At 64.4% G+C, this 25,503-nt stretch carries 28 protein-coding genes and 1 tRNA gene; 10 read left to right on the forward strand and 19 right to left on the reverse strand.

The window, feature by feature from the left end; genetic code table 11:
- Nucleotides 1–78: 78 nt before the first annotated feature.
- The 4 genes from PMI14_RS14260 to PMI14_RS14275 form a co-directional block, all read right to left on the reverse strand.
- Nucleotides 79–1,671, reverse strand: a complete 1,593-nt coding sequence (locus PMI14_RS14260) for a SpoVR family protein (protein ID WP_369751457.1) — start codon at nucleotides 1,669–1,671, stop codon at nucleotides 79–81.
- Between the two features lie 38 nt (nucleotides 1,672–1,709).
- On the reverse strand, nucleotides 1,710–2,981 hold the full coding sequence (locus PMI14_RS14265; protein WP_007855469.1) for a YeaH/YhbH family protein: 1,272 nt from the start codon (nucleotides 2,979–2,981) through the stop codon (nucleotides 1,710–1,712).
- A gap of 79 nt (nucleotides 2,982–3,060) precedes the next feature.
- A complete protein-coding gene (locus PMI14_RS14270; protein WP_007855471.1) occupies nucleotides 3,061–4,983 on the reverse strand; it encodes a PrkA family serine protein kinase in 1,923 nt (640 codons plus the stop codon).
- Between the two features lie 355 nt (nucleotides 4,984–5,338).
- The gene (locus PMI14_RS14275) at nucleotides 5,339–7,192 is read right to left on the reverse strand and encodes a M48 family metallopeptidase (RefSeq protein ID WP_007855472.1); all 1,854 of its coding nucleotides are present in this window, start codon (nucleotides 7,190–7,192) and stop codon (nucleotides 5,339–5,341) included.
- A gap of 309 nt (nucleotides 7,193–7,501) precedes the next feature.
- On the opposite strand from PMI14_RS14275, the gene PMI14_RS14280 reads away from it, so the two are divergent.
- Entirely contained in the window at nucleotides 7,502–10,399 is a 2,898-nt protein-coding gene (locus PMI14_RS14280; RefSeq protein WP_007855473.1) for a valine--tRNA ligase, read from the forward strand.
- 88 nt (nucleotides 10,400–10,487) lie between these two features.
- Nucleotides 10,488–11,375, forward strand: a complete 888-nt coding sequence (galU, locus tag PMI14_RS14285; RefSeq protein WP_007855474.1) for a UTP--glucose-1-phosphate uridylyltransferase GalU — start codon at nucleotides 10,488–10,490, stop codon at nucleotides 11,373–11,375.
- Nucleotides 11,376–11,501: 126 nt separating this feature from the next.
- On the opposite strand, the gene PMI14_RS14290 is transcribed toward galU, so the two are convergent.
- From PMI14_RS14290 to cysM, 3 genes are all read right to left on the reverse strand, one after another.
- On the reverse strand, nucleotides 11,502–11,741 hold the full coding sequence (locus tag PMI14_RS14290; RefSeq protein WP_007855475.1) for a sulfurtransferase TusA family protein: 240 nt from the start codon (nucleotides 11,739–11,741) through the stop codon (nucleotides 11,502–11,504).
- Nucleotides 11,742–11,746: 5 nt separating this feature from the next.
- Entirely contained in the window at nucleotides 11,747–12,313 is a 567-nt protein-coding gene (locus tag PMI14_RS14295; RefSeq protein WP_007855476.1) for an NUDIX domain-containing protein, read from the reverse strand.
- 90 nt (nucleotides 12,314–12,403) lie between these two features.
- A complete protein-coding gene (gene cysM / locus PMI14_RS14300) occupies nucleotides 12,404–13,306 on the reverse strand; it encodes a cysteine synthase CysM (RefSeq protein WP_007855477.1) in 903 nt (300 codons plus the stop codon).
- Nucleotides 13,307–13,347: 41 nt separating this feature from the next.
- Between cysM and PMI14_RS14305 the strand changes: the two genes are divergently transcribed.
- Nucleotides 13,348–13,432, forward strand: a tRNA-Leu gene (locus PMI14_RS14305).
- Nucleotides 13,433–13,535: 103 nt separating this feature from the next.
- Here the strand turns inward: PMI14_RS14305 and PMI14_RS34225 are convergent.
- Nucleotides 13,536–13,796, reverse strand: coding sequence for a DUF4224 domain-containing protein (locus tag PMI14_RS34225; protein ID WP_007855479.1), 261 nt, complete (start codon nucleotides 13,794–13,796; stop codon nucleotides 13,536–13,538).
- 15 nt (nucleotides 13,797–13,811) lie between these two features.
- Nucleotides 13,812–14,081 (reverse strand): hypothetical protein, encoded by a 270-nt coding sequence (locus PMI14_RS14310; RefSeq protein WP_007855481.1) that lies wholly within the window; start codon nucleotides 14,079–14,081, stop codon nucleotides 13,812–13,814.
- 362 nt (nucleotides 14,082–14,443) lie between these two features.
- Between PMI14_RS14310 and PMI14_RS34885 the strand changes: the two genes are divergently transcribed.
- The 3 genes from PMI14_RS34885 to PMI14_RS14320 are packed head-to-tail and all read left to right on the forward strand — an operon-like array spanning nucleotide 14,444 to nucleotide 15,796.
- The gene (locus tag PMI14_RS34885) at nucleotides 14,444–14,710 is read left to right on the forward strand and encodes a hypothetical protein (protein ID WP_146187945.1); all 267 of its coding nucleotides are present in this window, start codon (nucleotides 14,444–14,446) and stop codon (nucleotides 14,708–14,710) included.
- 38 nt (nucleotides 14,711–14,748) lie between these two features.
- Nucleotides 14,749–15,174: a type II toxin-antitoxin system YafO family toxin gene (locus PMI14_RS14315; protein WP_007855482.1), complete on the forward strand. Its 426-nt coding sequence runs from the start codon at nucleotides 14,749–14,751 to the stop codon at nucleotides 15,172–15,174.
- 37 nt (nucleotides 15,175–15,211) lie between these two features.
- Nucleotides 15,212–15,796, forward strand: coding sequence for a hypothetical protein (locus tag PMI14_RS14320; protein ID WP_035203841.1), 585 nt, complete (start codon nucleotides 15,212–15,214; stop codon nucleotides 15,794–15,796).
- A 111-nt stretch (nucleotides 15,797–15,907) separates the two neighbouring features.
- Here the strand turns inward: PMI14_RS14320 and PMI14_RS14325 are convergent, their stop codons facing one another.
- From PMI14_RS14325 to PMI14_RS14345, 6 genes are all read right to left on the reverse strand, one after another.
- Nucleotides 15,908–16,408, reverse strand: a complete 501-nt coding sequence (locus tag PMI14_RS14325; protein ID WP_007855487.1) for a PLxRFG domain-containing protein — start codon at nucleotides 16,406–16,408, stop codon at nucleotides 15,908–15,910.
- On the reverse strand, nucleotides 16,368–16,949 hold the full coding sequence (locus PMI14_RS14330; protein WP_007855489.1) for a PLxRFG domain-containing protein: 582 nt from the start codon (nucleotides 16,947–16,949) through the stop codon (nucleotides 16,368–16,370). The genes PMI14_RS14325 and PMI14_RS14330 overlap by 41 nt, the downstream gene beginning before the upstream one ends.
- A 71-nt stretch (nucleotides 16,950–17,020) precedes the next feature.
- Nucleotides 17,021–17,155, reverse strand: a complete 135-nt coding sequence (locus PMI14_RS35785; protein WP_255344578.1) for a hypothetical protein — start codon at nucleotides 17,153–17,155, stop codon at nucleotides 17,021–17,023.
- A gap of 161 nt (nucleotides 17,156–17,316) precedes the next feature.
- A complete protein-coding gene (locus PMI14_RS34890; RefSeq protein WP_007855491.1) occupies nucleotides 17,317–18,486 on the reverse strand; it encodes a hypothetical protein in 1,170 nt (389 codons plus the stop codon).
- A 186-nt stretch (nucleotides 18,487–18,672) separates the two neighbouring features.
- Nucleotides 18,673–19,230, reverse strand: a complete 558-nt coding sequence (locus PMI14_RS33565; protein WP_007855495.1) for a hypothetical protein — start codon at nucleotides 19,228–19,230, stop codon at nucleotides 18,673–18,675.
- A gap of 131 nt (nucleotides 19,231–19,361) precedes the next feature.
- Complete coding sequence (locus tag PMI14_RS14345; RefSeq protein ID WP_007855497.1) at nucleotides 19,362–19,610, reverse strand: hypothetical protein; 249 nt, start codon at nucleotides 19,608–19,610, stop codon at nucleotides 19,362–19,364.
- Nucleotides 19,611–20,136: 526 nt separating this feature from the next.
- Between PMI14_RS14345 and PMI14_RS14350 the strand changes: the two genes are divergently transcribed.
- Together PMI14_RS14350 and PMI14_RS14355 are read left to right on the forward strand one after the other, a co-directional pair.
- Nucleotides 20,137–20,400, forward strand: coding sequence for a hypothetical protein (locus tag PMI14_RS14350; protein ID WP_007855499.1), 264 nt, complete (start codon nucleotides 20,137–20,139; stop codon nucleotides 20,398–20,400).
- Between the two features lie 259 nt (nucleotides 20,401–20,659).
- Nucleotides 20,660–20,884: a hypothetical protein gene (locus PMI14_RS14355; RefSeq protein ID WP_007855501.1), complete on the forward strand. Its 225-nt coding sequence runs from the start codon at nucleotides 20,660–20,662 to the stop codon at nucleotides 20,882–20,884.
- A gap of 21 nt (nucleotides 20,885–20,905) precedes the next feature.
- Here PMI14_RS14355 and PMI14_RS14360 read toward each other — a convergent pair whose 3' ends face one another.
- A complete protein-coding gene (locus PMI14_RS14360) occupies nucleotides 20,906–21,577 on the reverse strand; it encodes a GntR family transcriptional regulator (protein WP_007855503.1) in 672 nt (223 codons plus the stop codon).
- A 171-nt stretch (nucleotides 21,578–21,748) separates the two neighbouring features.
- On the opposite strand from PMI14_RS14360, the gene pcaC reads away from it, so the two are divergent.
- Entirely contained in the window at nucleotides 21,749–22,147 is a 399-nt protein-coding gene (gene pcaC, locus PMI14_RS14365; protein ID WP_007855504.1) for a 4-carboxymuconolactone decarboxylase, read from the forward strand.
- A 77-nt stretch (nucleotides 22,148–22,224) separates the two neighbouring features.
- On the opposite strand, the gene PMI14_RS14370 is transcribed toward pcaC, so the two are convergent.
- From PMI14_RS14370 to PMI14_RS14380, 3 genes are all read right to left on the reverse strand, one after another.
- Nucleotides 22,225–22,431, reverse strand: a complete 207-nt coding sequence (locus PMI14_RS14370) for a hypothetical protein (protein WP_007855509.1) — start codon at nucleotides 22,429–22,431, stop codon at nucleotides 22,225–22,227.
- Between the two features lie 178 nt (nucleotides 22,432–22,609).
- On the reverse strand, nucleotides 22,610–22,843 hold the full coding sequence (locus PMI14_RS14375) for a hypothetical protein (RefSeq protein WP_007855510.1): 234 nt from the start codon (nucleotides 22,841–22,843) through the stop codon (nucleotides 22,610–22,612).
- Nucleotides 22,844–23,089: 246 nt separating this feature from the next.
- A complete protein-coding gene (locus PMI14_RS14380) occupies nucleotides 23,090–24,022 on the reverse strand; it encodes a LysR family transcriptional regulator (RefSeq protein ID WP_007855512.1) in 933 nt (310 codons plus the stop codon).
- A 210-nt stretch (nucleotides 24,023–24,232) separates the two neighbouring features.
- Between PMI14_RS14380 and PMI14_RS14385 the strand changes: the two genes are divergently transcribed.
- On the forward strand, nucleotides 24,233–25,432 hold the full coding sequence (locus tag PMI14_RS14385; protein ID WP_007855513.1) for an acyl-CoA dehydrogenase: 1,200 nt from the start codon (nucleotides 24,233–24,235) through the stop codon (nucleotides 25,430–25,432).
- Nucleotides 25,433–25,503 lie beyond the last annotated feature (71 nt).

Below are 25,503 nucleotides of genomic sequence, written 5' to 3' on the forward strand. Positions count from 1 at the left end.
GGGGGCGTCCCCCTCCCGACTCGCGCAGCGAGTCGAGAGAGGGGTGAAGGCGCGAAGCGACTCAGGGGGTGCTTCCATCTATTCCGTGGGTGCAGGCACCGAGTGCAGCAGCATCGGGTGGTTGCCGTAGGCGTCCACGCTCTCGATCTGCACGCCGAAGCCCCACAGGCGCGCCACGTGCCGCAGCACCTCCTGCGTGTCCTCGCCCAGCGGGCGCCCCTGGTACTGGGTGTGGCGCAGGGTCAGGCTGCGGTCGCCGCGCAGGTTCACGTTCCACACCTGGATGTTGGGTTCGCGCGTGCCCAGGTCGTACTGCTGCGACAGCATCTGGCGCAGGTTGCGGTAGCCGTTCTCGTCGTGGATCTCGCTGACCACCAGCTCGTTCACGCGGGCGTCGTCGTGCAGGGCGAACAGCCGCATCTCGCGCATCAGGTGCGGGCTCAGGTACTGGCCGACGAAGCTCTCGTCCTTGAAGTTGCGCATGGCATGGTCGAGCGTGGGCAGCCAGGGGGCCCCCGCGATGTCGGGGAACCAGCGCTTGTCTTCGGGCGTGGGGTTCTGGCAGATGCGCTGGATGTCGCGGTACATGGCAAAACCCAGCGCGTAGGGGTTGATGCCGCTGTAGGCGCGGTGCCCCACGGGGGGCTGGAAGATCACGTTGGTGTGCGAGCCCAGCCACTCGACCATCACCCCGTCGCTCAGGTAGCCCTCGTCGTAGAGCGTGCTCAGCAGCGTGTAGTGCCAGAAGGTGGCCCAGCCCTCGTTCATGACCTGGCTCTGGCGCTGGGGGTAGAAGTACTGCGCGATCTTGCGCACGATGCGCACGATCTCGCGCTGCCAGGGCTCCAGCAGCGGCGCGTTCTTCTCGATGAAGTACAGGATGTTCTCCTGCGGCTCCTTCGGAAAGCGGTTGCTCTCCTGCGCCGCACCGTCCTTGCCGGGGCGCGTGGGCAGGGTGCGCCACAGCTCGTTGACCTGCTGCTGGGCATAGGACTCGCGCTGTTCGCGCTCCTGGCGCTCGCGCGCCAGGTTCTTCTTGGACGGGCGGCGGTAGCGGTCCACGCCGAAGTTGGCCAGCGCGTGGCAGGAGTCCATGAGCCGCTCCACCTCGTCGAAGCCGTAGCGCTCCTCGCACTGGGCCACGTAGTCCTTGGCATACACCAGGTAGTCGATGATGGAGGAGGCATCCGTCCACATGCGGAACAGGTAGTTGCCCTTGAAGAAGCTGTTGTGCCCGTAGGCGGCATGGGCGATCACCAGCGCCTGCATGGCGGTGGTGTTCTCCTCCATCAGGTAGCTGATGCAGGGGTTGGAGTTGATGACGATCTCGTAGGCCAGGCCCATGTGGCCGCGCCGGTAGCGCCGCTCCGTGGCCAGGAACTCCTTGCCGTAGCTCCAGTGGCGGTAGTTCACCGGCATGCCCACGCTGGAATAGGCGTCCATCATCTGCTCGGCGGTGATGACCTCGAGCTGGTTGGGGTAGGTATCGAGGCCGAAGCGCTCGGCGGTGGCGGCGATGGCCGCGTGGTAGCGATCGATCAGCTCGAAGGTCCAGTCGCTGGGATCGGGCAGCGGCTGCGCGGGCCGTGCCCCGGCAGGCAGGGGCTGCTCGGGCACGGTGCGGTGGCGGCGCTCGCCGACGACGGCGGTCTTCCACGGGTTGTCGCGCATGCGGCGCTCCAGTACCGGGTATTGGGCCATGGAGTGGTTCATACCTGCACCCCTTCCTTCTTGAAGAGGTCGCGGAACACGGGGTAGATATCCCCCTGCTCGGACACCTTGCGCATGGCGAAGTGGGGGAACAGCGGCACCAGCTGGCTGTACTCCTCCCACAGGTTCTGCTCTTCCTGGGCCACCTGCACGTAGGCAAAATAGCGCGCCAGCGGCAGGATGCGGTCCACCAGCAGGTTGCGGCAGTTGCCGCTGTCGTTGGTGAAGTTGTCGCCGTCGCTGGCCTGGGCCACGTAGATGTTCCAGTCCCCTGCGGGGTAGCGCGCGCGGATGATCTGGTCGAGCAGCACCAGCGCGCTGCTGACCACCGTGCCCCCGCTCTCGGTGGAGTGGAAGAACTGCTCCTCGTTGACCTCGGCGGCCTGGGTGTGGTGGCGGATGAAGACGATGTCGATCTTCTCGTAGTGCCGCGTGAGGAACAGGTACAGCAGGATGAAGAAGCGCTTGGCCAGGTCCTTGCGCGCCTGGTCCATGGAGCCCGAGACGTCCATCAGGCAGAACATCACCGCCTGGCTGTTGGGCACGGGCACCTGCACCCGGGCCCGAAAGCGCAGGTCGATGGGGTCCAGGTAGGGGATGCGGCCGGTGCGCGCCTTGAGCTCGTCGATGCGCAGCCGCAGCGCACCTGCCTCGTCGCCGCTGCCGCCGCCGGCACCCACCAGGGCCTCGAGCTGCAGCTGCAGCGCCGCCAGCTCGCGGTGCGCCGACTGGCCCAGGGCGATGCGCCGGCCCAGCGCCCCGCGCATGGTGCGCAGCACCGCCAGGTTGTTGGGAATGCCGTTCTGGCTGTAGCCGGCGCGGCGCGGCTTGTACTTGGGGGTCTCGCCGATGTGCGTGCGCAGCAGGTTGGGCAGTGCCAGGTCCTCGAAGAAGAGCTGCATGAACTCTTCCTTGGTCAGGGTGAAGGTGAAATCGTCCTCCCCTTCCCCGCTGTCGCTGGCCTGCGAACCGCCCCCGCCGCCCCCGCCGCCCTGGGGCCGCTGGATGCGGTCGCCGCGCACATGCTCGGCGTTGCCCGGGTGCACCCGGTCGTGGATGCCGCCCCGGCCATGGTGGAACGCGGGCTCGCCGATGTCCTTCTTCGGAATGGTGATGTTCTCGGCCTGCTCGATGTTGCGGATGTCGCGCTGCGACACAGCCCGGCGCACGCCCTCTGCGATCTGCTCCTTGAAGCGGCGCACGAAGCGTTCGCGGTTGCCCACCGATTTGTTCTTGCCGGCGAGCCTGCGGTCGATGATTTGCAATGCCATCCCTTGCCCCCATCATGGGCCAGCGCCCCGGTGGGATGCACTGGCAAAACCTTCAAGCGCTTGTCTGTCTGCGGTGGCGCTAGCTGCTCTTGCGCACGCGCAGGTACCATTCGCACAGCAGCCGCACCTGCTTGGGCGTGTAGCCCTTTTCCACCATGCGGGTGACGAAGTCCTCGTGCTTGCGCGCCTCCTCGGCGCTGCCCTTGGCGTTGAAGCTGATGACCGGCAGCAGCTCTTCGGTGTTGGAGAACATCTTCTTCTCGATCACCAGGCGCAGCTTCTCGTAGCTGGTCCAGCTCGGGTTGTTGCCCTGGTTGTTGGCGCGCGCGCGCAGCACGAAGTTGACGATCTCGTTGCGGAAGTCCTTGGGGTTGGCAATGCCTGCGGGCTTCTCGATCTTCTCGAGCTCGGCGTTGAGCGCGCCGCGGTCGAACACCTCGCCGGTGTCGGTGTCGCGGTACTCGTTGTCCTGGATCCAGTAGTCGGCGTAGGTGACGTAGCGGTCGAAGATGTTCTGGCCGTACTCGCTGTAGCTCTCCAGGTAGGCCGTCTGGATCTCCTTGCCGATGAATTCGGCATAGCGCGGCGAGAGGAACTCCTTGATGTAGCTGGTGTACTTGGTCTCCAGCTCCGCGGCGAACTGCTCGCGCTCGATCTGCTGCTCCAGCACATACATCAGGTGCACCGGGTTGGCGGCGACCTCGGCGCTGTCGAAGTTGAACACCTTGGACAGGATCTTGAACGCAAAGCGCGTGGAGATGCCGGTCATGCCCTCGTCCACGCCGCCGTAGTCGCGGTACTCCTGGTAGCTCTTGGCGCGCGGGTCGGTGTCCTTGAGGCTCTCGCCGTCGTAGACCTGCATCTTGCTGAAGATGCTGGAGTTCTCAGGCTCCTTCAGGCGCGTCAGGATGGCGAACTGCGACATCATCTTGAGCGTGCCCGGCGCGCACACGGCGTTGCCCAGCGAGGACTCGCGGATCAACTTGTCGTAGATGCGGATCTCCTCGCTCACGCGCAGGCAGTACGGCACCTTGACGATGTAGATGCGGTCCAGGAAGGCTTCGTTGTTCTTGTTGTTGCGAAAGGCCTTCCACTCGCTCTCGTTGCTGTGGGCCAGCACCACGCCATCGAACGGGATGGCACCGAAGCCTTCCGTGCCCTTGTAGTTGCCCTCCTGCGTGGCGGTGAGCAGCGGGTGCAGCACCTTGATGGGCGCCTTGAACATTTCCACGAATTCGAGCAGCCCCTGGTTGGCCAGGCACAGGCCACCGCTGTAGCTGTAGGCGTCGGTGTCGTCCTGGGCAAAGGTTTCGAGCTTGCGGATATCGACCTTGCCCACCAGGCTGGAGATGTCCTGGTTGTTCTCGTCGCCGGGCTCGGTCTTGGCAACGCCCACCTGCTTCAAGATGCTGGGGTAGCGCTTGACCACGCGGAACTGGCGGATGTCGCCACCAAACTCCTCGAGCCGCTTGACCGCCCAGGGCGAGAGCACGCGCTGCAGGTAGCGCCGGGGAACGCCGAACTGCTCTTCGAGCACCGCACCGTCCTCCACCGCGTCGAACAGGCCCAGCGGCGACTCGTTCACGGGCGAGCCCTTGAGCACGTAGAACGGCACCTTCTGCATCAGGTATTTCAGCCGCTCGGCGATCGAGCTCTTGCCACCGCCCACGGGTCCCAGCAGGTAGAGGATCTGCTTGCGCTCCTCCAGCCCCTGCGCGGCATGGCGGAAGAAGCTCACCACCTGCTCGATCGCATCCTCCATGCCGTAGAACTCGGCGAACGCGGGGTAGCGCTTGATCACCTTGTTGGCGAAGATGCGCGACAGGCGCGGGTCATTGCGCGTGTCCACCATCTCGGGGTCGCCGATGGCGGCCAGCATGCGCTGGGCGGCCGTGGCATAGACCATGGGATCGCGCTTGCATTCGGCGAGGTATTCGTCGATCGACATTTCCTCTTCGCGGCTACGGGCGTAACGCGAGGCGAAACTGCTGATGGCATCCATACGACCTCCTGTGGTGGCCCCCGGCGTGCTCGGTGGTGCCACGGTGTTGCAGTAGTAATCGCTAACGGCTCCGGTCCTTTGTAGCACCACGGCCTGCCTTTGAACAGGGAATTCGTGTAGGTGTGCAACGCTTTTTTCAGGGCCTGCCCATGCAGGGATAGAGCGTGGCACACTGCACAAGTTCACTCGCATCACGCATTCAGTGAACGTGGAACGTCAGGGATTTCCTGGGTATATGCATATGCCGCGGCGGGCAGCACGATGCTGCGCCGTGCTGGTGGGGCGGCCATGGGTGGATACCCTGTGCCGGTGATCGGGCCGTGCAGGGCGCGGGGCCCAGCCTCTTTGCTCCGGCTCAACCCTCGGTCTGGTGCGCGCGCATGATCTGGTGGCGCTGCCAGTAGTGGCCCACGGTGGCGTTGAAGTCGTCCTTTTCCTTCTTCAGGCCGGCCAGCTTGATCTTGCTGGTCTTGGCGCCCAGGCCCAGGGCATTTTTCTCGGGGTGGGTCACGACCAGCGCGTTGCCAAAGCTGCTTTCCTTGAATTCCAGCGCCTTCACGGCATCCCAGAACATCGTGGTGCCGTCGGCCGAGGTGCTGATGCCATCGATGCTCACCGTCACCGTGTCGCTGCCCTTCAAGGCGAACACCACGGGCGGAAAGTACTGCAGCACCAGCGCGCGCTCTTCGTCGGTGGCGGGCTCGTAGCGGTAGGCCAGGCTGCGCTCGTGGTCGGCGGCAAAGGCCTGCTCGTAGGCGCCCCACATGCGCTGCTCGATGGCATCGGCGGTGAGGATCTGCTGCGCCCAGGTGCTGGCGGGCTGGCGCACGACGATGGCGCCGTAGGCGCTCTCGGGCAGGTTCACGCCCACGGCGCGCATGCGCTCGGTCATGGCCGGGTGCGAGTCGAACGGGTGCGGCACGTTGGCCGTCTTCATCTCCGACAGGAAATCGGCCGATGCGGCATAGGGCGGCAGGCCCTGCGCCACGTAGCTCGCAATGCCCAGTGCGGCATCGTGCCGGCGGTTCTGGCCGAACAGCTCGTGCTCGATCTTCGAGCGGTACTGCGCATAGGCCGCGATCTTCACCAGCGACTGCGCGATGGCGTTGGGCGAGATCAGCCGGGCGGCAATGCGGTCGGCCTTGAACTCGCGCTCGCGGCTCTCGCGCGCCAGCGCGACCTCGAAGATCATGCGGTACATGTCCAGCAGCGGCGAGACCACGGCCGAGAGGCCGCCCGTGCGCATGGCATGGCGGTAGTGGTCGTACTGGCTGATCTTGGGGCCGAGCAGGGCGCTGCTCTTCGTGTCGCCGCCGCGCAGGTGGGCCAGTTCGTGGCCCAGGACGGCATCGGCCTCCTGCTGGTCCAGCAGGCGCAGCAAGGGGATGCTCACGAACAGCGTGCGCCCGGTGAGCTGCCGGTTGCCCACGGTGAGCGGCGCCTCGGTCACGAAGAAATTGGCGTCGATGCCGGCCACGATGTGTTTGGGCGGCTCGGTCTTCAAGCGCTCTGCCATGTGGCGGATGCGCTTCCACAGGATGGGCGCATCGGCCTCGGCCACGAGTTCGCCGTCCACGCCGTTGTGCAGCTGCACCCGCGTGAAGATGCTCTTGATCGCCATGAGCACGCCGATGGCCACCGCGATGCCCACGAAAATGATGAGCTTGGGCGAGTACTTCTGGAAGAAGAAGGCCGTGAGCCAGAACGACAGCCACACCGCCAGCGCCCCCTGCACCACCAGCGAGGCCGCGCTGGACCAGGTGGTCAGGTGCCAGCCGGTGACGAAGCTGGTGTACTGCATCTTGCGGTCCACGAAGGCCAGCGCCCCCAGGCCCAGCACCGCCGCCAGCAGCACCACGCCGGCGACCAGGGTCCACAGCGAGGCCTTGCGCACCAGGTTGAACTGCCACAGCTCGCCGTACCGCTCGCACACCGCCTCGCGGTACTCCTGCACCTCGGCCGCGGGGTTGCTGCACACCCGGGACGGCGGGTTGGCACGGTAGAAGTCCTTGCGGGCCTGCTTTTCGGCCGCCGGCATACCTTTTTCGGCGTCGATGCGCTGGCCGATGCGGGTGATGAACTGCGTGTCCTCGTCGCGCTGCGCGTAGCCGGTGAACAGGTAGGCGGCCAGCGGAATCAGGAACAGCGACAGCAGCGAATAGGCAAAGACCTTGGCCAGGCCCAGGCGCAGGGCGGAGGTGATGTTCATACGGGAGCGGACAGTTGGAATGGTTTTGTGGGATCCGGCGACGCAAAAAAGGGGGCCAGGCACGCCCGCAGCGCGCCACTTCCCCACCCCTTCGCGCCGGATTATCAATAAACACCTGCTTTCTGCCAGTCGCACAAGGTAACAATTGGATAAGTGGCGGCAAGGCCCGGCTGAAAGGCGAACACCCGCCTGTCGGCTGGCTGCGCGGGCGCCTGCCGGACGGACCTGCCGCTGACTTAAAATGGCCGGTCCACCCTCTCGAAAGCGGAAGGCGGCCCGACCGGGCAGCCTCCACCACCTGCCCCACCCATGAGCTCGCCCCTGCAACAAACCGGCCTCGACAGCCTTTCCAAGTCCTTTGAACCCGCTGCCCTCGAGGCCCACTGGGGGCCCGAATGGGAACGCCGTGGCTACGGTGTAGCGGGCTTTCGGGGCACCGGCACGGCGCAGGCGGGCGAGCCGGCCTTCTCCATCCAGCTGCCGCCACCCAATGTGACGGGCACGCTGCACATGGGCCATGCGTTCAACCAGACGATCATGGACAGCCTCACGCGCTACCACCGCATGCGCGGCTTCAACACGGCCTGGGTGCCCGGCACCGACCACGCCGGCATCGCCACGCAGATCGTGGTGGAACGCCAGCTGCAGGAGCAGGGCATCAGCCGCCACGACATGGGCCCGACCCCGCCCGAGGCACGCAAGAACTTCGTCGCCAAGGTCTGGGAGTGGAAGGAAAAGAGCGGCAACACCATCACCACGCAGATGCGCCGCATGGGCGACAGCGTGGACTGGAGCCGCGAGTACTTCACCATGGACGACAAGCTGTCCAAGGTGGTGACCGACACCTTTGTGAAGCTCTATGAGCAGGGCCTGATCTACCGCGGCAAGCGCCTGGTGAACTGGGACCCCAAGCTACAGTCCGCCGTGTCCGACCTCGAAGTCGAGAGCGAAGAAAAGGACGGCTCGCTCTGGCACATCGCCTACCCGCTGGCCGACGGCTCGGGCAGCCTCACCGTGGCCACCACGCGCCCCGAGACCATGCTGGGCGACGTGGCCCTGATGGTGCACCCCGAAGACACCCGCTACACCCACCTGATCGGCAAGAACGTGGTGCTGCCCCTGGTGGGCCGTGAGATCCCGATCATTGCCGACGATTACGTGGACAAGGAGTTCGGCACCGGCGTGGTCAAGGTCACGCCCGCGCACGACCCCAATGACTATGCCGTGGGCCAGCGCCACCAGCTGCCGATGATCGTGGTGCTCACGCTGCAGGCCACCGTCAACGACAACGCCCCCGAGAAGTACCGCGGCCTGGACCGCTTCGTGGCGCGCAAGGCCATCGTGGCCGACCTGGAAGCCTCGGGCGCACTGGTGGAGACCAAGAAGCACAAGCTCATGGTGCCCATCTGCACGCGCACCGGGCAGGTGGTCGAGCCCATGCTGACGGACCAGTGGTTCGTGGCCATGAGCAAGGTCAGCGACCAGGACCCCACGGGCAAGAGCATCGCGCAAAAGGCCATCGACGCCGTGGCCACGGGCGAGGTGACCTTCGTGCCCGAGAACTGGGTGAACACCTACAACCAGTGGATGAACAACATCCAGGACTGGTGCATCAGCCGCCAGCTGTGGTGGGGCCACCAGATCCCGGCCTGGTACGACGAGGACGGCAACGTGATCGTGGCCCGCAGCGAAGCCGAAGCGCAGGCCAAGGCCCCGGGCAAGACCCTGCGCCGCGACGAGGACGTGCTCGATACCTGGTACTCGTCCGCCCTGGTGCCCTTCAGCACCATGGGCTGGCCTGAACAGGGCGACGGCCCGACCGACGACTACAACCTGTACCTGCCCTCCTCCGTGCTGGTGACGGGCTACGACATCATCTTCTTCTGGGTGGCCCGGATGATCATGATGACCACGCACTTCACCGGCCGCGTGCCGTTCAAGCACGTGTACATCCACGGCCTGGTGCGCGACGCGCAGGGCAAGAAGATGAGCAAGTCCGAGGGCAACGTGCTCGACCCGGTGGACCTGATCGACGGCATCGCGCTCGACCCGCTGCTGGACAAGCGCACCACCGGCCTGCGCAAGCCGGAGACCGCACCCACGGTGCGCAAGAACACGCAAAAGGAATTCCCCGAGGGCATTCCCGCCTACGGTGCCGATGCGCTGCGCTTCACCTTCGCGGCGCTGGCCAGCCTGGGCCGCAGCATCAACTTCGACAGCAAGCGCTGCGAGGGCTACCGCAACTTCTGCAACAAGCTCTGGAACGCCAGCCGCTTCGTGCTGATGAACTGCGAGGGCCAGGACTGCGGCCTCAAGGAGCACACCAAGGAAGAGTGCCAGCCCGGCGGCCCCGCCCATGGCTACATGCACTTCAGCCAGGCGGATCGCTGGATTGCGTCGCTGCTGCAGAAGACTGAGGCCGAAGTCGCCAAGGGCTTTGCCGAGTTCCGCCTGGACAACGTGGCCAACACGATCTATGACTTCGTCTGGAACGAATTCTGCGACTGGTACCTGGAGATCGCCAAGGTGCAGATCCAGACCGGCACCGAGGCCGAGCAGCGCGCCACGCGCCGCACGCTGATCCGCACGCTCGAGGCCATCCTGCGCCTGGCCCACCCGATCATTCCGTTCATCACCGAAGCCCTGTGGCAGACGGTGGCACCCGTGGCCGGCTTGCCCGGTGATTCGGTGAGCATCGCCCGCTACCCCGAGGCCCAGCCGAGCAAGATCGATGAGGCCGCCATCGCGCACATGCAGCGCGTCAAGGGCCTGGTGGACGCCTGCCGCACGCTGCGTGGCGAGATGAACGTCTCGCCATCGACGCGCCTGCCGCTGTACACCGTGGGCGACACCGACTTCATGCGCGGCGTGGCCCCGGTGCTGCAGTCGCTGGCCAAGCTCAGCGAGGTCAAGGTGTTCGACGACGAGGCCGCCTGGGCCGGCGCCGCACAGGCGGCACCCGTGGCCGTGGTGGGCGAGGCGCGCATGTGCCTGCACATGGAGATCGACGTCGCGGCTGAGAAGGCCCGCATCTCCAAGGAAATCGCGCGCCTGGAGGGCGAATTGGCCAAGGCCAACGCCAAGCTCGGCAACGAGGCCTTCGTGGCCAAGGCCCCGCCCGCGGTGATCGACGAGGCCAAGAAGCGCATCGCCGACTTCACCGCCACGCTGGGCCGATTGCGCGATCAGCTGACACGACTGGGGTAAAAACCCGGCCATACTGAGGGCAGAATGCCCGGCTCCACGCCGGGCCCTGCCCTCTTTCTTTTCCACCGTTGTTCTTGCAAGGAGCCCCATGACCGCTGCATCCGCCATCCGCAAAGCCGTTTTCCCCGTTGCCGGCCTGGGGACACGCTTTCTGCCTGCCACCAAGGCATCGCCCAAGGAGATGCTGCCCGTGGTGGACAAGCCGCTGATCCAGTACGCCGTGGAAGAGGCCTATGCCGCCGGCATCCGCCACATGATCTTCGTGACGGGGCGCAGCAAGCGCGCCATCGAGGACCATTTCGACACCGCCTACGAGCTCGAAAGCGAACTCGAAGCCGCCGGCAAGCAGGAGTTGCTGAGCCTGGTGCGCTCGGTGCAGCCCGACGACATGGACTGCGCCTTCGTGCGCCAGCCGCGCTCGCTGGGCCTGGGCCATGCCGTGCTGTGCGCCGAGCCCCTGGTGGGCAAGGAGCCGTTCGCCGTGCTGCTGGCCGACGATTTGATGGTCGGCCCCAAGGGCGGCCAGCCCGTGCTGGCGCAGATGGCCGCGGCCTTCCGCCAGCAGGGCCGCTCGGTCATCGCCGTGCAGGAGGTGCCCGAGGACCAGGTGCACAAGTACGGCATCGTGGCCGGTGAATCCGCCGGGGGCCCGCTGATCCGCATCGACCGCATCGTCGAGAAACCCAAGGCCGATGTGGCGCCCTCGCGCATGGGCGTGGCCGGCCGCTACATCCTCACCCCCGGCGTGTTCGACGAGATCCGCAACCAGCCGCGCGGCGTGGGCGGCGAAATCCAGCTCACCGACGGCATCGCCCGCCTGATGCAGCACGAGGCCGTCTACGCCTTCCAGTACGAAGGCAAGCGCTACGACTGCGGCAGCAAGGAAGGCTTCCTCGAAGCCACGGTGGAACTGGCGCTGGAGCACCCGCAGGTGGGCGCCCACTTCCGTGAATACCTCAAGGGGCTGAGCCTGTAAGGCCGATCCCCGTGCCGCAACCGATGCGGCAGACCCCATGAAAAAAGTCCTCCCGCCGCGAACGCAGCTGGAGGACTTTTTGTGGGGGAGCGAGGTTCTCGCTTCGCTCCCTCCCTACCGTCGCCGCTACCTGCGGCGCAGGACGTGGATGAACTCCTTGGTGTCGTCGGCCCCTTCGGTCCTCTGCTCCACCAGCTCGTTGCCGGTCTGCTTGGCAAAGGCCTGGAAGTCGCGCACCGAGCCCACATCGGTGGCCACCACCTTGAGCAACTGGCCGCTGGCCAGGTCGGCCAGGGCCTTCTTGGCCTTGAGGATGGGCAGGGGGCAGTTCAGGCCGCGCGTGTCGATTTCTTTGTGGATGTCCATGGTCGTCAGTCCTTTGGCGGCAGGTCCAGGCCGCGGCGTCGCTCGGCATTTTCTTCGGCGCTGAAGAACACCGGCTCGTGCCCGCGCGTGCGCAGCCAGTCGGCCAGCGCATAGCCGGTGCCCGCAGGCCAGCATTTCAGGTCAGCCAGATCGTACATGCGGTAGTCCACCAGCTCAGGCGAAAGCTTCACCTCGCCCTGGGCCACCACATGGTAGGCGATGATGACCTGGTTCATGCGCAGGAACTCGTACGCCCCCACCAGCGTGGTGGCGGTCACGTCGAGATTGGTCTCTTCCTTGACCTCGCGGGCGATGCCTTCCATCGGCGATTCACCCGCTTCCATGAAGCCGGTGATCAGCGCGAACATCTTGGCCGGCCAGGCCGCGTTGCGCGCCAGCAGCACCTGCCCGTTCACCTCCACGATGGCGGCCAGCACCGGCGTGGGGTTGTTCCAGTGCGTCCAGCCGCAGGCGGGGCAGCGCAGGCGCTGCTTGTCCCCGCCGTCCTCGGCCACGGTGATCAGTGCCAGCGGCGTGCCGCAGTGGGTGCAGAAACGGGTTTCGTAGTGCATTTTGCTCTTGACTTTATAGCATCAGCCGCCAAGGCCGCGGGGCGGCTGGCGCGGGGTCTTCATCGTAAGGGAGAGGCCGCGCCGGCGCTGTCACGCAGGGAAGACGCCTGTGGACAGGTAGCGGTCGCCCCGGTCGCAGACCACGAAGACAATGGTCGCATTGCTCACGCGCTGCGACAGCTGCAGCGCCGCCCAGCAGGCACCGGCCGCCGAGATGCCGCCGAAGATGCCCTCTTCGCGCGCCAGGCGCCGGGCCATGTCCTCGGCATCGTCCTGGCTCACGTTCACGGTTTCGTCCACGGCGCGCGGGTCGAAGATCTTGGGCAGGTATTCCTGCGGCCACTTGCGGATGCCGGGGATGCGCGAGCCATCCTGCGGCTGCGCGCCGATGATCTGGATGCCGGCGTTCTTTTCCTTGAGGAAACGCGACACGCCCGTGATGGTGCCCGTGGTGCCCATGGCGCTCACGAAGTGGGTGATGCGCCCATCGGTCTGCTCCCACAGCTCGGGGCCGGTGGTCTCGTAGTGGATGCGCGGGTTGTCGGCATTGGCGAACTGGTCGAGCACCTTGCCCTCGCCGCGCTTTTGCATGGCCTCGGCCAGGTCGCGCGCATGCTCCATGCCGCCGCTCTTGGGCGTGAGCACCAGGTCGGCGCCGAAGGCCTTCATGGTCTGGGCGCGCTCGACCGACAGGTCTTCGGGCATCACCAGCACCATGCGGTAGCCCTTGATCGCCGCCGCCATGGCCAGCGCGATGCCGGTATTGCCCGAGGTCGCCTCGATCAGCGTGTCGCCGGGGCGGATGTCGCCGCGCTCTTCGGCACGGCGGATCATGGACAGCGCCGGCCGGTCTTTCACCGAGCCTGCGGGGTTGTTGCCTTCGAGCTTGCCCAGGATCACGTTGCCGCGCGCGGCGTTGTCTGCGGCCCCAATGCGCTGCAGCGCCACCAGCGGCGTCTTGCCAATCGCGTCTTCAATCGTCGGATATTTCATGCGCCCTACTGTGCCATAATTTGAGTCTTCACGAATTCCCTGCCCGGGTGGTGAAATTGGTAGACGCAGGGGACTCAAAATCCCCCGCCGCAAGGCGTGCCGGTTCGATTCCGGCCCCGGGCACCATGGCTTGCTTGCTATGGTTTTAGGAATGTGTTCCGCGTTCCGTTCCGCACGTGTTCCGCAAAGCGGAATGGAATTGAGGCGAAGTGAGACCAGAGGCGGCCAGCTAAGCTCGCCCCCTTGGCGCTAAAGCAGGTTCCCAGGGCGGAGGCTCCGGCTTTTCTGCTGCCTTTCTCCCTCCTTCAAGTAACGCTCGCACCACAATCGGCCGGTCGATGGCATTGACGTAGTACGGGATGCGCATGGCATTCAGCTGTGCAATCTGCAACTGCTCCCGCGTTTTCCCCTTGCGCCCAGTCCGGATGCCAGTTAGTTCGGCCACCTCTTCCTGGGTCAGAAACATGCTTCTGGGCGAATCGGCATCCATGGCACTACCCCTTGATCACTGCGAGAACTTCGCGTGCCGCTCCACAAACTGCTGCGCCAGCGCTTCGGCATCGGCGCGCATCTCCCCCGCCGACACGCTGCCGGCGCAGACGTGCTCATACCAGAGGTGGAACCCGGCCAGGTCGGGCAGCGGGTTCTCGGCCGCCAGCAGGATGGCCTCCCTGATGCTGCTTGCCTCGTAGTCGCCTAGGTGCTCGGTCCCTTCCATCACGTGGGCGCGGTAGTCCCCGGACTCGATCTTGATGATATGAAGGGTAAGCAGCATGTCATCAGTATGGCAAACATAGCTACAAGACCGCCTAGACATTGCAAGCCGCTGAAGTAGCCGCCAATTTCCCCAGTTACACCTTCGGTAAGTTGGCCGGGAACCTCAACCGGTCATGTCGACTCGCATATATGCTCCGCGTTAACAGCCAACATGGCGAGGTACAAGATACCTGGGTTACAGCATCACCATCACACCTACGGATTGCACCTATAGGTGGGGTAAATAGGCAATTGACTACATGGTCAACAGCTCATTGTCCTATCTGTCACTGGTTGTGGGGGTACCGTAAATAACGCACAATGACACCACAGTGATAGCACTCTGATACCACTAATCTTGGTACCTGACCCCCCAGTCTCATGCACATCAACACCCACCCCATTCGCCTGATCGGTCGACGCACGCATGGTTTCGTAAAACCAGCAAGCGCAGCCGTGGTCGGCGGTTCTGTGCGTGTTTGGTCGAAAACGAAGACTGCGAAGAGCCGTGTTCGCAAGCAGTGGAATCCTGCTGCAGGCATCCCGGAAGAAACACTGCGCACGTTCAGGAAGATCTCTGATCCTGCGAACAAGCACTTGTTCACGGTTGAGGCTGCGCTGAAGGCGCTCGAAAACATCAAACTGTAGTCGGGCGCGCTATCTTGGCGACCCAGTGCACGCAGGCAATGCTCGCCGCATTGACCGCGCTCAAAGTAGACCCGGCCAACTTTGCCACTGAGTTCGACGCCTGGAAAGCGTCGGGCGAAGCAGGCGAATTCAGCAACTACCTGTTCGGGAAGGACGGCGCATACATCGCGCCGAAGGTCGGCGGGCAAGCCAATGTGCTCCGGCACGTGCACTTGGTGCCGTTAAAAGATCCCGACAAGCTCAAGAAGTGGAATCGAACGCACCGCTTCGAGGGCCGAAAAAGCAGCGATCGCGCGTTGGTTTACGCAAGCGATCCAACACATGGACATCTGCTCATCCTGATCTTGGAAGAGCCTGACGCCCATGTCATTGTGAAAATGCGGACCCCTGAGACGCGCACAATGATGGAAAAGCTGGCCAAGGTGGCTGAAGCGTTCATCCATGACGGCTCTATCATCCTGTAGCCCCCCCCCCGCCCTCCCCTGGTGCTACATTCCGCCCATGCGCACCATCGCCCTCATCTTTGCTGCCCTGGCCAGCGCCACAGCCCAGGCCCAGCTCGCCGATACCGTCTTCATCACGGTTACCAGCCAGCCCGACGGCGCCTACATCACCGACATGAGGAAGGGCGTTGGGGGCATGTCCCCCCAGATCTACAGCTACCCTGCTTCCCTGTTCAAAAAAGATGACAACGGCTGTATTTACACCTACGGCTTTGACGCTCGATGGGGTAGCGGTGCGGCTGCTTCGAGCACAAAGGCAATCCGGCTTTGCCCGTCTGTGGATACGACTCAGTTTCGGGTAGTGGTCAACCGCAACCCAGCGGATCCCGACCTGGACAAGGATCTGCGATTCGCATTGGAACTGGCTGACCGCAAACAGGCTGCGTCCGCACAGGCCCAAGCTGCAGCAGCGCAAGCCCAGGCTGAAAAGGATCGCCGTGCGAATGCGCTGATAGAAGGGCTTGCTGCTGGTTTTGCCGGGGTCATGGATGCGCGGGCCGCCCGACAGCCAGTGCAAGTTGCTCCCATGAGGTGCACTTCCAAACGGACCATCAGCGGCTCTGTTGTAACCGAGTGCGACTGACCATCCGTCGCGCACTCACGATCGCCGCCCTGCCCCGCCCTGGGCTCCAACGAAAGACACGCTCAGCCACACCCCAGGAACTAGCCCCTGGACAGCAGCTTAGTCGAGAACTCATTCCGGCACCGCGAAGCGCCCCGCCTCCATCGCATCGGTCCGGCGCTTGCTCGGCAGGTACACCCAGTCCTGCGCCTCCCGGATCCGCTTCTGCCGCTGGTTCACGCTCTGCGCCATCTGCATGGCCTGGATGCGCCGGGTGGGGTTCTTCTCGTTGAACGCGGCCACCGCCTCCCGCGCCTCGGTCTTGCCCGCTTCGTCCCCGGCCATGGCGGCCATGGCGAACTGCTCCACCAGGGCGCTGCGCCGGGCCTGAAGGGCACGGTCGTGCTTCACGATAGCGCTCTTGCCTTCGAAGGCATTGCGCACGCTCGATGGCGAGAAGCCGGCGGCCTGGCCCAGCAGCTCGGCCGCGCCCACCTCGTCCTGCACCACGATGCCCGTCTTGTCCTTCACGCCCTCGCTGCCGTAGCGGATCGCCTTCATCGGGCTGCGCAGCACCGTGGGCAGCATGCCCTCAAGGCCGCGCAGGTACTGGCCCTCGCCCAAGGCCTGCACGGCCCTTCAGCGCGTTGACGCCGATGCCGGCCACCGGGCCCAGGGCGGCCGTCATGGCGGACTCAGCCAGGCGCTGCCCCTCCAGCCCCTCTTGCACGTCCGGGAAAATCAACTTGTCCAGGCCCACGCGGCCGGAGATGTCCCAGGGCGTGAGCCGCAAGAGGCCGTGGGCCAGCACCTCGGCCGGCTTCTGGCCCAGGGTGTCGGCGAGCATGTTCTGCAGCGCCACCTGCGCGTCCCAGGGTTCATTGTCGCTGCCCCCGATCATCGAAGCGGCGGCCAGCAGCGTGGTAACCATCGGCAGACCCAGGGCCCCGGCAGCAAGCCCGTGCATTGTCAGCAGGCCGGCCAGCGCCTTGCGCGCGTCGGTGCGCTCCTTGGGCGTGGCGCCCTTCAGCGACTGCTGGGCGTTGCGCACCAGGGTATAGACCATGTTCTGGCCGTACTGCTTGAACAGCAGCACCCGGGCCACGTTGCCCTGGATCACCCGCGGGCGGTTGTTGGAGCTGTAGTCGAAGTGCCCGTCATAGGTGGCTTTCACCGCCTCCTCGTAGCCTTCTTCTGGTCGGCGCCGGCCTGGCGCGCGAGCCGGTACGACGCCACGAATGTCACCTAGCGGTTGAACTTCTCGGCGTGATGGAACATCAAGCTGGCGGCCTTCATGACCGGGCGCAGCTTCCACATCACGCCGACATCCTCGCCCTGGGCGATGCCGGCCAGGTCGTGAGCCGTGGTGACGTCGATCACCCCGGCGCGCACCGCCTCATCATAGGCAGCCTTCTCGTCGGCGTTTTAATCTGAGCCGCTTGGCAGTTGTACCGTGATCACGGGCACGGCGACTACTACGTAGACGCGGAGAACTATCGTGATCGTGGCTGGTAGCAACCAACGTCCTACGAAAGTCCCACTTACCTATCAGCTAGCCTTCGCTCGATCACCGCAGGAAGTTCGGCGAGCAGCGACACTACGGTGGTGCGGGAACCTTCTAACTGGCGACGGATGTGTGGCGCCATGAATCTATCTGCTCGGAAAACATCCACATAGGGCGCGTAAATCGCGTGCATAGCGTCGGGAAACTGACTGTCGGTAGGCTCCACCTTCCTCCCGCCCCCAAAACTGTCCCAAACCGAATCCAACATCGAGCGAACCATAGCATTGAGGCCTGGACAGTATTTAGCAATTCCCTCTGCAGTTGCGTGCTCTGGCCACAAGCTATCGCTATGTACACAGAACCTTTTTGCGACGTATTCCACTGTAGCGGAGGTATGGGACACCCACATGTTCTTTAGTTCGGCTGTGTCATTCCAAACCGCGCTGGGCATGTTTCGTGTCTGCGGGTCGGATTGGAAACTGTCCCGATACTGGATCAATTCACGCGCCTTTAGACCCATTTCACGGCCAGGCTTCCTGACCATTTCCATGATTGGTTTGGCCAGCTCGGGATTCGCAGCAAACCAACTCATCAACCAGCGAGGATCTCGAATTGAAGCACGGAGCGCCGCGGATGCCTCTTCTCGACTCGTTTCACCTAAAGCAAAGCGCGCGAACGTGTCAGCATATTCCAACTTCATCGGATACTTGGTAACCACTTGCTCAACGTAAGTTTGACTCAACAGTTTGCGAAGTTGCTCACGGAACTGAGGACGCACCACCCCGTTTTTAAAACTTTTGCGCCGCTGCGCTCGATTGGGGGCTGTCTCCAGAACCGACTGTTCCAACGAAGGTGGATCGTCAAAACCGATTTCTGGGAAAAAATCTCCAGTTGGGCTCAGTGGACTTAAAGGGCTGTCATTGGCGCTTGAGAGATGCCTAGCCTCCTCCTGAAGAAGCAGCCAGCCCTCTAATAGGGCATTCTCCCCACACAAATTCGACAGAAGCTCCCCGCGCGCAATTGCAAAGTCATTTGCATGCGGACCGGTGGGGGCCGCTTCACTCACGATAAAGGCTGAAAACACAAACCTGACCGCGCCGGATCGCGACCACTCCCGCAAACGTTCTCGAATTTGCTCTTGCGCAGGTTCAATCCTTGATGAAGAAAGAGTTGAGTAGTCCTGGCTATCGAGATATACGGTGATCATCGGTTCCCCCCTTTTCGGGGAATCCTACCCGCTACGCCCCCAGCTCCCGCTTGAGTGCTTTGAGTTCTCCCCAGACCTGGCCCACTGCCATGGTCACCTACTGGCCGGTCAGGATGTTGCTGAGTTGTTGCGGCTTGGCGGAAATATGAGCCGTGCGCCCATTCCGGCGCTGGAATCGCGCGACCCCTACTGGGGGGCGCGTTTCCCGCCTGGGTACTCATCGAGGATCGCCTGGATGCGCATGAACAGGGGACCTTTCATTACCTTCGGCGCGTTGGCCAAGCCTCTGAAGCTATCTATCTGGCTCTGGATATCCGCTGCGTCAGCGCTCGCGTTGCGCTTGGCAGCTCTCAACTCTGCCTCCAGGCTGATGATGCGCTGCTCGAATCTGTCGTCGTCGCGGTCATAGACCTCGTAGAGCGCGACCAAGGCCTGCAGCCGGACAGACGCAGCCGCCGCTTCTGCCTGCTCTTCCAGTGCAGCCCGAGTGTCTACCAATTCCTTTTTCTGAAGCTTTACCGACTGGGTGAGCCAGTAGAAGGCAGCGAACGCAACCAGGGGGTTCAAAAAGCCGCCAATGAAATCCCCAAACTGTCCCCACTTGCTTTGATCCTCTACAGGGCGAAAACCGAACTTCCAGATGAAGGAGCCGACGACACATGCGCCAGCAAGTCCGATAGCTATCCGCCAAATCAGTATGCTTGTTTCCAAAGATTTATCTTCGCTGGCCGTTCCGGTGCTCATCTCGATTCCCCCTGTTGTTGATGAAACGATGGTACCCGGGCCCACCAATGGAAACGGGCCCGAAGGCCCGTGACGTGGTCAGCGTGATGCGGCTTAGATATCGCTGCCAGCGCCTGCAGGGGCGATCACCACTACATCCGAGGCAGCAGGATGCTGGGGTCGACCTCTTCCGGGGTCAGGTGCTCTCGCCGGCCGGATGCCCATTCATCAAACTCCCTGATGCGGCGCGCCTCCCTTGCGTCTTCCTGGCGCTTTTTCACCATGTCATCGACTTCCTTGGCGCCCTGCACGCCCGCGATGATGTTCTTGCGTCTGGTCTTGGCCCTTGCGGCCTCTCGGCGCGAGCTGAGCGCTCGTCTTGTGGTTTTTGTCGTGGCCATGCTGGCTTCTCCTGGTGAAACTCCATCGTAGATGGGTCTACCAGAGTAATAAAAATTGTTTTCGAGCAGAGATTGCCAGGGAACCCGCATGAATCCTGGTTTTCTCACAGGACTCAAAATCCCCCGCCGCAAGGCGTGCCGGTTCGATTCCGGCCCCGGGCACCATGGCTTTTTTGCTATGGTTTTTGACTAAATAGGCGCACCGTTGGCGCAGGTCTTGGCGCAATGCCTTCGATTTCCTCCCGCTGACGGACGTGATTGCCCGGGTACTTTGCCCTGCGACCATCACGGCCATGCACGCCATCCCACTCCATTTTTTGAGCATTGAGCGCCTGCGCAGGCACTGTCGGGCGCACGGCACCAAGTACCCGCAACGAGCGCTGCGGGCGCCTGCCCTTCGTCGCAGGCATGCGCATGGGGAAATGGTGCTGATACCGAGGTGATCCGCCGAAGTAACCACGCCCCAAGCCTTCGTCAAGAGCGCTCGATGCCCCGGGGCAATAATCAGCAACAGGAGGGAAAACCCATGAATTGGATTGCTGCCGCCGCCGTGCTCATGCCACTCACGGCATCGGCGTGCCTTGCCCATGCACAGCCGTCAGGCGGGATGGGACTGACCAATCTGCTCGGCGTTATGCTGGCGAACTGTGTTGTTGGATGGGCGACCTATCGGATCGCAATGTCTGCAGGCAAGCGCGAGCCAGCGGCGGCCGCGAAGATCACTGCAGTTGCGAGCATGTTCGGTGGCCCATTGGTGTGGTTCATCCTCACACACGCCCAGGCCTCCTGAGGGGTGAAACCGGCAGATCGCCGGTGTTGAAGCAGGGGAAGGTTGGCCCTTCCAAACTCCCGAAAGGCCATGCAACGACAAGGTCGGAGGCCCTCACCCACCCCGCCCCCAACCTTTGCACTCGCAGCAGGGGGCTGCTACAGTCCTCATCCGACGGACGCTCCGCCCCCTGCCGCGCCAGACTAGGGCCCGAGACGTCCCTTTTCTTGACTTGAATGCTGCTGTGGCGCCGAGAAACCGGCTACCGGGAGGTTCTTCAATGTTCGAAACAGGCCGATGGAATGTGACCGACCCGTCCGGGCGACTGGTGGGCGTGGTCGATGGCGACGAGTATGTGCGCGATGGTGAGCACCAGCTCTACCGCATCGACGGCAATGAACTCTATTCCGCCGGACCCGAGGGGCGGCTGTACGGCTTCATCGAGGGCGAGCTGGTGATCGCGCCTGCGACCAGCTCACTGCTGCTGCGGTTTACCAGGGAATAGACAGGCAGACCAGCCCGCCGGCTATGGCTTGTGCTCCATGCTCCGGAGCACGTTCTCCCCCGCCTTCTGCACGTGCGCGGCCGACAGCCGGGCTGCTGCCTCGCCATCGCCGCGCTCGATGGCCGCCACCATCGCGTTGAGTTCCTGCAGCGTGTGCGGCAATCGGTCGGGCTGGGCCATGGAGATGCGGCGCAGCACCGTCACGCGGTTGTTGAGCTGGCGCAGCATCTGGCCGGCGACGAGGTTGCCGCAGCCGTCGACGAGGATTTCGTAGAACTGGTTCTTGGCCTGGAGCAGCCGGGCGCGGTCCTGCGCAAGGGCGGGTTTGGCCAGTTCGTTGAGCTTGGCGCGCAGGGCGCGCACCTGCTCGGGCGAGGCCTGGAGGGCAAAGGCCTTGGCGGCCAGGCTTTCGAGGTGGGCGCGCACATCGTAGATGTCACGCACTTCCTTGGGCGAGATGGTGCTCACCTCGGGACCGCGGTGCGGGATGATGGTGATGAGCCCCTCGGCCTGCAGGTGCTGCAAGGATTCGCGCACGCAAGAGCGGCTGACCTCCAGGCTTTCGCACAGCTCGCGCTCCGAGAGCTTCTGGCCGGGCGAAAACTCCCCGTCGAGGATGGCCTGGCGCAGCGCGCTGGTGGCGCGCTCGCGCAGGGAGGTTTCTTCACGGGGCACACGGAGCATGGCGGTCATCGCGGCATCCTAGCGGATCCTCCTGCAACAGATTGTCGGACAAGCATGCGGTGGTTGCCTTCTTGCACGGCCTTGTCATATGATTGTCCGACAATCTTATTGTATTTCAGTGATGGCGCCCATCTGTGCCGCTTTTTCCAGTCCCTCGCCAGCAATCCAGGAGCTTCTTTCATGACCCGAGCCTTAGCACCGCAAAACCCCGCCCTGTTCGACCAGGGTCTGTCCACCCGCCGCGAGGTGCTGGGCGCCGAGTACGTCGATGCCGCAGTGCGCAACGCGACCGACTTCAACATCGACATGCAGGAGATGGTGACCCAGTACTGCTGGGGCGATGTGTGGAACCGGCCGGGGCTGGACCGCAAGACGCGCTCGTTCCTGAACCTGGCCATGCTGACGGCGCTGAACCGGCCGCACGAGCTGAAGCTGCACGTGCGCGGTGCCCTCAACAACGGGGTGACGCGCGACGAGATCAAGGAAGTCTTCCTGCAGACAGCGATCTACTGCGGGGTGCCCGCCGCGATCGACTCTTTCCGCACGGCGGCGGAGGTGTTCAAGGAAATGGACCAGTAAGGGGGACGAACCTAGGCATCGCAACAGGGTGCGACACCCCGGGCCCATGGGCGCTGCAGCCGGCCCGAGACGCCGGGCTAGGGCTTGCGCGCCCCCGAGGCGATCTCGTCCAGCGCCTGCATGGCCTCTTCGCGACTGGACCAGCCATCGTTGGTCACGAGGGTGTTGTGCCCATCGATCACCAGGTTGCTGCAGTAGTACCGGCCCGCCTGCTCGCGCAGCGTGGCCGAGTAGGTCGATCCGTCGTACTCACCGAAAACGTTTTCTTCCTGCGGGTCTTGCATCATGGCCTCCTGTGCCTGCCATTGTGCGACGACCTTCAGCCCCGGTATGTAGGCGCAGTCCGCCGTGGTGTAAAACCCCAGCCGAAGCCACTGGCGCGGCCTGTGCCAGTGCCGCCGTGCAAGGGCCGCCCCGCCGCCTCTGGCGGACGCACCGAGACGCGAAGCGCCTCAGGGGTAGTCAGTTGTTCTGCCGGCGCACCAGGTGGCGGCCGGTGTCGGTGATGGTCAGCTGGCCGTGTGCATTCTTGGCAATGAAGCCGTGCTCGTACAAGCGCCCGGACACATGCTCCTTCAGCGCCGAGGTGACGCTGATGTTCTCCATCTCCAGGTGCTTCAAGGCGGCGAGTTCGTCCACCGTGGGCTCGAAATGGGGGGCATGGTAGACGGGGCTGTAGTTCGCGTTCAATGTCATGACGGCTCCTTGATGAAATAGTGAAGGTATGAGGTGCCTGCATGGCCCGGGAATGCCTCCCCGACGCCACACACTGGGTGTGACCCGCGCACCGCGCATACGTTCCGTCCATCTTTCCAATCGGCCTGTAGGACCCGGGAGGACGTGGCCCCTGCCCTACTTTTGCTTGCTCGTTATTGCCCGCATCGCCAGCGTAGACCTGTCCGCCGCAAGGCGCAAGCCGGTGGCAGCCCTAGGGACAGAGTCCTAGGAGTCGTGCGCGCCCGCCGCCTCGCGCAGCCACTGCGAGAAGGCCGCCAGTACCGGCGACTGCGCGTGCGCGGGGCGGATGAGGTAGTAGCCGCGCTCACCCTGCAGCGGCTGGTTGCACGCCACCACCAGTTCGCCGCGCGCCAGCTCCGCCTCGATGAGCAAGGGAGGGATCAGCGCCACGCCCAGGCCGCAGGTGGCGGCCACTGCGAGCATGGAGAACAGCTCGTAGCGCGGGCCATCGAGTGCGTGCGGTGCGTCCACGCCCATGGCCTCGAACCACTGGCGCCAGCCATAAGGGCGCGTGCTCTGCTGCAATAGCGGCAGCTCGGTCAGCACCTGGGGGGCCACGGGTTGGTAGGCGCGGCCCATGCCGCGCTGGGCGGCGGCCTCCAGCAGGCGCGGGCTGCACACGGGCACCACGTCCTCGGTCATGAGCAGCTGGGCGGTGATGCCGGGCCAGTTGGCCACCTGCTCGGCCGTGCCGGCGTACAGGGCGGCGTCGAAGGGGGTGTCGGCAAACAAAAAGGGGCGGGTCTGCGTCTCGATGTGGACCACGATGTCGGGGTGCTGCTGGGCCAGCTGCGGCAGGCGCGGTATCAGCCAGCGCGTGGCAAAGGTGGGCACCGCCGCCAGCGACAGCGTGCCGCCCTGTCCCTGGTGGGCCATCACGTCCAGGGTGTCGCGCTCCAGCCCCTGCAACCAGCGCGCCACCTGGCGGCCGTAGTGCGCGCCAGCAGGCGTGAGCACCACGCCATGGCGCGTGCGCCGGAACAAGGCCACGCCCAGGAACTCTTCGAGCGCCTGGATCTGGCGCGACACGGCGCTTTGCGTGAGCGATAGCTCCTGCGCGGCGCGGGTATAGCTCTCGTGCCGGGCGGCGACTTCGAAACAGGCCAGTGCCTGCGTGGAGGGGATGTTACGGCGCATGCTGAAGAGGAACTTTAGAAACCGTGGTGCCAGGGATCCACAGGCGAGTCGCCCAGGTATCCAGTATTCCATACATTCCAAAAACGCATTTCTGGATGAAAAGAACTCGCTTGCTGCCAGGCCGGTGCAGGCCTACGATGGCATCCATTCGCAGCACGGCCCCGTACCGTGCCCTCCTCTTTCATCTGCATCTTCACGGAGACACGCACCATGGCCAAAAACGCCGCCTTCCATTGGGACGACCCCTTTCTTCTCGACCAGCAACTGAGCGACGACGAGCGCATGGTGCGCGATGCAGCCGCGGCCTACTGCCAGGACAAGCTGGCCCCGCGCGTGCTCGAGGCCTTCCGCCACGAGAAGATGGACACGACCATCTTCCGCGAGATGGGCGAAGTGGGCCTCTTGGGTCCCACCATCCCCGAGCAGTACGGCGGCCCCGGCCTGAACTACGTGGCCTACGGCCTGATCGCCCGCGAAGTCGAGCGCGTGGATTCAGGCTACCGCTCCATGGCCAGCGTGCAGAGCTCGCTGGTGATGGTGCCCATCTATGAATTCGGCACCGAAGCCCAGCGCCAGAAGTACCTGCCCAAGCTGGCCAGCGGCGAGTGGATCGGCTGCTTCGGCCTGACCGAGCCCGACCACGGCTCGGACCCCGGCAGCATGGCCACGCGCGCCTACAAGGTGGACGGCGGCTACAAGCTCAAGGGCAGCAAGATGTGGATCACCAACAGCCCCGTGGCCGACGTGTTCGTGGTCTGGGCCAAGGAAGTGTCCGAAGGCGGCGCCGTGGGCCCCATCCGCGGCTTCGTGCTGGAAAAGGGCATGAAGGGCCTGTCGGCCCCGGCCATCCACGGCAAGGTGGGCCTGCGCGCCAGCGTGACGGGCGAGATCGTGATGGACGACGTGTTCGTGCCCGAAGAGAACGCCTTCCCCGAAGTGCAGGGCCTGAAGGGCCCCTTCACCTGCCTGAACAGCGCGCGCTACGGCATCGCCTGGGGCGCCCTGGGCGCGGCCGAATTCTGCTGGCACACCTCGCGCCAGTACACGCTGGACCGCAAGCAGTTCGGCCGCCCCCTGGCCGCCAACCAGCTGATCCAGAAGAAGCTGGCCGACATGCAGACCGAGATCGCCATCGGCCTGCAGGCTTGCCTGCGCCTGGGCCGCATGAAGGACGAGGGCACCGCTGCCGTGGAAGCCACCTCCCTCATCAAGCGCAACAGCTGCGGCAAGGCGCTCGATATCGCCCGCCTGGCCCGCGACATGATGGGCGGCAACGGCATCAGCGACGAGTTCGGCGTGGCCCGCCACCTGGTGAACCTGGAAGTGGTGAACACCTACGAAGGCACGCACGATGTGCACGCCTTGATCCTGGGCCGCGCCCAAACCGGCATCGCCGCCTTCAGCAACTAAGACAAGGGCGCGCAAGCGCCGCCCCTTGTCCCACCGCGGCCGCTGCACCCTGTGCGGCGGCCGCCTGTCCT

Source organism: Acidovorax sp. CF316 (assembly GCF_000276605.1).
Lineage (GTDB): Bacteria > Pseudomonadota > Gammaproteobacteria > Burkholderiales > Burkholderiaceae_C > Acidovorax.

Excerpts from the sequence above, each read along its gene's own strand:
- PMI14_RS14270 (WP_007855471.1), bottom strand. The coding sequence starts at position 4,983 with ATGGATGCCATCAGCAGTTTCGCCTCGCGTTACGCCCGTAGCCGCGAA.
- cysM (WP_007855477.1), bottom strand. The coding sequence starts at position 13,306 with ATGAAATATCCGACGATTGAAGACGCGATTGGCAAGACGCCGCTGGTG.
- PMI14_RS14310 (WP_007855481.1), bottom strand. The coding sequence starts at position 14,081 with ATGCTGCTTACCCTTCATATCATCAAGATCGAGTCCGGGGACTACCGC.
- PMI14_RS14265 (WP_007855469.1), bottom strand. The coding sequence starts at position 2,981 with ATGGCATTGCAAATCATCGACCGCAGGCTCGCCGGCAAGAACAAATCG.
- PMI14_RS14275 (WP_007855472.1), bottom strand. The coding sequence starts at position 7,192 with ATGAACATCACCTCCGCCCTGCGCCTGGGCCTGGCCAAGGTCTTTGCC.
- PMI14_RS14320 (WP_035203841.1), top strand. The coding sequence starts at position 15,212 with ATGCGCACCATCGCCCTCATCTTTGCTGCCCTGGCCAGCGCCACAGCC.
- PMI14_RS14360 (WP_007855503.1), bottom strand. The coding sequence starts at position 21,577 with ATGACCGCCATGCTCCGTGTGCCCCGTGAAGAAACCTCCCTGCGCGAG.
- PMI14_RS14280 (WP_007855473.1), top strand. The coding sequence starts at position 7,502 with ATGAGCTCGCCCCTGCAACAAACCGGCCTCGACAGCCTTTCCAAGTCC.
- PMI14_RS14370 (WP_007855509.1), bottom strand. The coding sequence starts at position 22,431 with ATGCAAGACCCGCAGGAAGAAAACGTTTTCGGTGAGTACGACGGATCG.
- PMI14_RS14350 (WP_007855499.1), top strand. The coding sequence starts at position 20,137 with ATGAATTGGATTGCTGCCGCCGCCGTGCTCATGCCACTCACGGCATCG.
- PMI14_RS14290 (WP_007855475.1), bottom strand. The coding sequence starts at position 11,741 with ATGGACATCCACAAAGAAATCGACACGCGCGGCCTGAACTGCCCCCTG.
- PMI14_RS14345 (WP_007855497.1), bottom strand. The coding sequence starts at position 19,610 with ATGGCCACGACAAAAACCACAAGACGAGCGCTCAGCTCGCGCCGAGAG.
- PMI14_RS14355 (WP_007855501.1), top strand. The coding sequence starts at position 20,660 with ATGTTCGAAACAGGCCGATGGAATGTGACCGACCCGTCCGGGCGACTG.
- PMI14_RS14260 (WP_369751457.1), bottom strand. The coding sequence starts at position 1,671 with ATGCGCGACAACCCGTGGAAGACCGCCGTCGTCGGCGAGCGCCGCCAC.
- PMI14_RS14380 (WP_007855512.1), bottom strand. The coding sequence starts at position 24,022 with ATGCGCCGTAACATCCCCTCCACGCAGGCACTGGCCTGTTTCGAAGTC.
- PMI14_RS33565 (WP_007855495.1), bottom strand. The coding sequence starts at position 19,230 with ATGAGCACCGGAACGGCCAGCGAAGATAAATCTTTGGAAACAAGCATA.
- PMI14_RS34225 (WP_007855479.1), bottom strand. The coding sequence starts at position 13,796 with ATGGATGCCGATTCGCCCAGAAGCATGTTTCTGACCCAGGAAGAGGTG.
- galU (WP_007855474.1), top strand. The coding sequence starts at position 10,488 with ATGACCGCTGCATCCGCCATCCGCAAAGCCGTTTTCCCCGTTGCCGGC.
- PMI14_RS14295 (WP_007855476.1), bottom strand. The coding sequence starts at position 12,313 with ATGCACTACGAAACCCGTTTCTGCACCCACTGCGGCACGCCGCTGGCA.
- PMI14_RS14375 (WP_007855510.1), bottom strand. The coding sequence starts at position 22,843 with ATGACATTGAACGCGAACTACAGCCCCGTCTACCATGCCCCCCATTTC.
- PMI14_RS14385 (WP_007855513.1), top strand. The coding sequence starts at position 24,233 with ATGGCCAAAAACGCCGCCTTCCATTGGGACGACCCCTTTCTTCTCGAC.
- PMI14_RS34885 (WP_146187945.1), top strand. The coding sequence starts at position 14,444 with ATGCACATCAACACCCACCCCATTCGCCTGATCGGTCGACGCACGCAT.
- PMI14_RS34890 (WP_007855491.1), bottom strand. The coding sequence starts at position 18,486 with ATGATCACCGTATATCTCGATAGCCAGGACTACTCAACTCTTTCTTCA.
- pcaC (WP_007855504.1), top strand. The coding sequence starts at position 21,749 with ATGACCCGAGCCTTAGCACCGCAAAACCCCGCCCTGTTCGACCAGGGT.
- PMI14_RS14315 (WP_007855482.1), top strand. The coding sequence starts at position 14,749 with ATGCTCGCCGCATTGACCGCGCTCAAAGTAGACCCGGCCAACTTTGCC.